The organism is Streptomyces lushanensis (assembly GCF_001700515.1).
In the GTDB taxonomy this organism is placed as follows: domain Bacteria; phylum Actinomycetota; class Actinomycetes; order Streptomycetales; family Streptomycetaceae; genus Streptomyces; species Streptomyces lushanensis.
Genome location: NZ_MAUD01000178.1, coordinates 1 through 4,403 on the forward strand (window position 1 = coordinate 1; position 4,403 = coordinate 4,403).

The 4,403-nt window shown below is 67.9% G+C and carries 5 protein-coding genes; 2 read left to right on the forward strand and 3 right to left on the reverse strand.

Annotated features, from left to right (window positions below):
* Positions 1-159 precede the first annotated feature (159 nt).
* Positions 160-615 carry a hypothetical protein gene (locus tag BFF77_RS16190; protein WP_066949739.1) on the forward strand — a complete coding sequence of 152 codons (456 nt, stop codon included), beginning with the start codon at positions 160-162 and terminating at the stop codon, positions 613-615.
* Here the strand turns inward: BFF77_RS16190 and BFF77_RS16195 are convergent.
* The 3 genes from BFF77_RS16195 to BFF77_RS35645 all read right to left on the reverse strand — a co-directional run bounded on the left by BFF77_RS16195 (position 602) and on the right by BFF77_RS35645 (position 3,252).
* Positions 602-1,519: an alpha/beta hydrolase gene (locus BFF77_RS16195; RefSeq protein ID WP_066949741.1), complete on the reverse strand. Its 918-nt coding sequence runs from the start codon at positions 1,517-1,519 to the stop codon at positions 602-604. The genes BFF77_RS16190 and BFF77_RS16195 overlap by 14 nt on opposite strands.
* A gap of 101 nt (positions 1,520-1,620) precedes the next feature.
* Entirely contained in the window at positions 1,621-2,598 is a 978-nt protein-coding gene (locus BFF77_RS16200; RefSeq protein WP_066949744.1) for an SRPBCC family protein, read from the reverse strand.
* Between the two features lie 6 nt (positions 2,599-2,604).
* On the reverse strand, positions 2,605-3,252 hold the full coding sequence (locus tag BFF77_RS35645) for a hypothetical protein (RefSeq protein WP_066949746.1): 648 nt from the start codon (positions 3,250-3,252) through the stop codon (positions 2,605-2,607).
* 315 nt (positions 3,253-3,567) lie between these two features.
* Here BFF77_RS35645 and BFF77_RS34505 point away from each other — a divergent pair, with 315 nt between their 5' ends.
* Complete coding sequence (locus tag BFF77_RS34505) at positions 3,568-4,293, forward strand: hypothetical protein (protein WP_079125209.1); 726 nt, start codon at positions 3,568-3,570, stop codon at positions 4,291-4,293.
* Positions 4,294-4,403: the final 110 nt, after the last annotated feature.

Here is a 4,403-nt window from a genome sequence, read left to right on the forward strand (position 1 = left end):
CGCGGCGGCGTCCGCCTGCGCCTGCGGGCCGACTGATCAATCCCGGCCCGGGTGCGATCTCCCGCTGTGCCGGTCCTACGAGCCGAGCTCCTCCACACCCACCGCCCCGGTCCCGACCCCGCCCCTCAGCCCCAGCCCTCGCAGACGGGAGACCAGCCAGTGACGACCCTGGACGAGCCCGACACCCTGCCCTCCGCGCTTCTCACCTTCTCCTGTCCGCTCGCACCCGAGACCAGCCCGGAAGCCGAACAGCTCCAGCACCACACCCTGACATGGGCCCAGAAGTACGACCTCCGAGCGGGGGACGCCCGGCTCACGGCGAAATACGCGCTGACCGCCGCCGCGTGGTCCACCCACGGCACCCCCAATGCGGCTGACGCACATGCTGTACGCAGCGTGTCCGCCGGGCACGGCGGCCACCCTTCTCAGGCGGGGCGCACGGTGTCGCGAAGGAACGTGCGAAAGAAGCGACGCACTCCGGCGCGCGAACACAGGCCGATGGACCGGGCACCGCATCCGTGGCAGCAGCACCACCGGTCACTGCACCCCTGGCAGCACTACCAGGCACAGCACCCGTGGCAGCAGCACCCGTGGCAGGTCCCTACGAGCGCGTGATCCGGTCGCGCAGCCAGGAGTCGACGCCGCTGAGCGCCGTCCTGGCCATGGCCGTGGGGTGGCCCGTGAAGCCATGGGGTGACTCGGGGTAGATCCGGAGCTCGACGTCGTTGCCGGCCGCCGACAACCGGCCCGCCAGCGCCAGGTTGTCCTCCAGCAGCACGTCCGCGCTTCCGACGATCAGCAGCGTCGGAGGAAGCCCGGCGAGGTCGCCGTAGAGCGGGGAGACGTCGGGAACAGTACGGTCTTCCAGTCGGCCGGCGTAGGCCTGGATGAAGTATTCGTCCGCGATGCGGCGACCGGCCGGGGTTCGTGCGCTCAAGTCGTACGTGCCGAACTGGAGTGCGGCGCCGGTGAACCGGCCGACGGCACCCCTGTCTCTCAGCCGGAGCAGGGTCGCCAGGGCGAGTGTGGCTCCCGCGGAGCTTCCGCCGATCGCCAGTCGGGACGTTCCGAAGCGGGCACCGGCTTCTTCGACGAGCCAGAGCGCCACCGCCTCGCAGTCGTCGGGTGCCGCGGGCCAGGGATGCTCAGGCGCCAGCCGGTAGTCGACGCTGACAACGGCGAGACGCAGGGCGTCCGCGAGTTCGCGGTTGCGTTCGTCTCCTCGCGCCGCGGAGTCCATGTAGAAGCCGCCGCCATGTATGTCCAGACAGACGCCTCGCGGCGGACCGTCGACAGGTGTGAAGATCCTGACAGGCACGCGTGTGTCCGCGGCTTCGATCGTCTCTTCGACGGCCGGCGGATCGACGGTACGAGGAGCAGACCTTTTCGCTCGTGCCTCCTGGAGTTCCTCCAGCGTGCCGGGGCCACGGCCTGCCACGCGTGACATGTAGAAGTCACGGGCTTCGGCGATCTGCTCCGCGGGCACGTCGGCGAACAGTGCGTCCAGCGCGAACCGCACACGCCCTCCTCGTCACTCGGTCCCGACTCCACGCTATCGCCTGCCTGGGCAGCGCCGGACCCGCCGTACGTCAGAGAGGACCGCGTTCACTCGGGCTCCGTTCACTTGGGCTCCGCGCCGGTCTCCTCGCTGTCTTCTTCGACGTCCTCGGCGTCCTCTTCGACGTCTCCTTCGCCGGCTTCGTCGGCTTCGTCGAACTCGGTGTCCTCCTCGTCCTCGTCGAACTCGGTGTCCTCCTCCGTCCCCTCCTCCTCCATCGCCTCTTCATGCGTACGGACGACCTCGCCCTCCCTGATCTCACCGCGCCAGCCCTCGGGATCCTCGTCCGTGAGCGTCACGTGCCGCTGGAAGTGCTTGAAGTCGAGGCGGAGCCGGCGGCCCTGGGCACGCCAGAGATTGCCCGTCTTCTCGAAGAACCCCGAGGGGTAGTACTCGACAACGAGCGCGATCCTGGTGAGATTCGGCGCCAGCTCATGGAAACTGACCGCGCCGTGCGTCGCGCCCTTGGAGCCCTCGGACGTCCACACAATCCGGTCGTCGGGTATCTGCTCCTGCACGGTGGCCTTGAAGCTCCGTGTCGAAGGACCGACCTTGGCCCGCCAATCACTGGTCACATCGTCACTCTTCGTGACATTCGTGACACCCTTGGTGAAACCGCTGAACTTCTCGTACCGCGTCCAGTGGTCGTAGGCGGTCCGGACCGGTACTCCCACATCGATGAACTCAACGATGTTCGTGACCTTCGTGTCCCCGGCCTTCCCGCCGCGGCCACCGCCCCCCACGAGGTCCTTGGCCCGCTGGACCACGTTGTCCTTGACAGCCTTCGCCTTCTCACTCAGGAATGCCTTCAGCGGCGACTCACCGTGCAGGATGCGGGCACCGACGGCAGGCAGCTGCCCGCCGTTCTCGACAACGTGCGTGAGCCGTTCCGTGACGCCGGAGACTTTCTCACTGAGCTTCTCCGCCGCCTTGCCCGCCGCGTGCTCCAGTTGCATGGCGACGTAACGCGTGGCCTCTGCACGCACCCGGCCGATCATCGAGCCGCCGGCGTCGCGGACCTTCTCCGCTGTCTTCACCATGGTTGCCTACCTCCGACGGCTGTCACGCGTGGTGGACGTACCGGCCGCCCTCTTCCCCGGTGAGGCTGTCTTCTTGGCCGCTCTCCTGGCCGGAGCAGCCTTGGCCGCCGGCTTCTTCGCCGCCGGAGAGGCCGACTTGCCCGAGGCCCTCGCCGACTGACGCTTCTTGCGCCGGAGTTCGTCGGACTCCCGAGTACGGGCACCGGAGGGCGGCTCGCCCTCGTCGGAATCCTCCTCCTCCTCGGAATCCTCCTCCTCGTCCTCGTCCTCGTACTCGTCCTCCGGTTCCTCCACCCCTTCCTCCTCTTCCTCCGCCTCGTCCTCGTCCGGCTCTTCCTGCTTCCCACCGAGGTTGACGGTACGACTGCTGATGGAGTCACTCAGCGATCCCACTCCCCGGCCGACCACGGCCGAGAGCGCCCCTCGCGCCGCTTCGAGCCCTTCGCCGCGCACCTGCTCCTGCAATTCGGCGACTTGCGGAATCTCGCCGAGGCGACGTACTCCTTCGGTGACCAGTTGCTTCGGATCGAGGCCGAGGCCCTTGCCTGCCACAAATGTCGCGACGGTCAGGGCAAGCCGGCCTTTCTTCGTGCGGCCGAGCACATAACCGCCCAGCACGGCCGCGGCCAGGACCACTTTGGTTCTCTGATCCATGAGTGTGCCACCTTTGATCACATTGTTTCGGTTACGTCCGGGCGCCTCGGGAGAAGCCCCTTCGCGCCACGAGAATCCATGCGCCTGCACCGGACGTACGCTGAAATACGGAGTGCACGACCTGAGAGTCACCCCTCACGGCCCCGCCTCTTCTCTCCACTCTGCCTGGCATGTCGTAGTGACGCCATTCGAGTGACCGCATGAGAAATGATCACGTCTGTCCATCGTTTTCTGGCGTAGGACATCGATTGCGCCGGGCGCCGGTGAAGTCGACAATTGCTTACGGGGCCGAATCGTTGAGGATGTGCGGACACCATGGACGACGCCGAAAACGCCGAGGACGAGTACGGAGACCTCGAAGCCGAGGAGGACACGACGAGTGAGGTCTCGCTGCCCGACGGCTCGCTGCCCGACGAAGACGAGTCGATCGGGGACGGATCCGCCGGGGACGAAGTGGTGGACAGGGGCCCCTCGGACGTGTACCTCGATGTGCCGACGCTGAACATCGAGGAGATCAATCTTGAGGTCGAGGACCTCTCCGCGCGTGTGTCCCTGCGGGCCGAGGTCCTGGATCTGCTCAGGTTGCAGGTGGGCGCCGATGTGGAACTCGGCAGGGTGCAACTCGACATCAAGGGCGTGGAGGCGCAGGCGCAGCTCAAGGTCCGTCTGGGGAACGTGGCCGCCATCGTCAATCGCGTACTGACGACGATCGACCGGAACCCGCAGATTCTGGAGCAGTTGACGCGAGGGGTCGGAGCGGCCGTCCAAGAGGTCGGTACGGGTGCCCGTCATGCCGTGGGCGAACTGGGCCGCGGCGCGGGCCGGGCCGTCGAGGACGTCGGGCGCGGCGTCCGGGAAACCGTCGGGGATGTCGGCGACACGGCCGGTGACGTCGCCGGGGGCACGGCGAGGAAGCGCGGCCCCGAGGAGGCCAGGGCACCCGAGGTGAGCACCCGTGAGCGACGTGAGCGGAAGGACAGCGGGACACGATCGTCCAGGACGGTCCGGCGCCGTACGGCCCATCGGCGCCAAGTGGACTGACCGACGGCCGGGTTGGCCGGGTTCGTCGGCAGGTCACCGGAGCGGCCCCACTAGGCCCTGTCCGGCGGATCTTCGCGGGTCCGCGACACCCGGCACGGCACCTCGCCGCG

What these genes read in the sequence shown, in the direction of transcription:
- BFF77_RS16200 (WP_066949744.1), bottom strand. Translation starts at nt 2,598, where the DNA reads ATGGTGAAGACAGCGGAGAAGGTCCGCGACGCCGGCGGCTCGATGATC.
- BFF77_RS35645 (WP_066949746.1), bottom strand. Translation starts at nt 3,252, where the DNA reads ATGGATCAGAGAACCAAAGTGGTCCTGGCCGCGGCCGTGCTGGGCGGT.
- BFF77_RS34505 (WP_079125209.1), top strand. Translation starts at nt 3,568, where the DNA reads ATGGACGACGCCGAAAACGCCGAGGACGAGTACGGAGACCTCGAAGCC.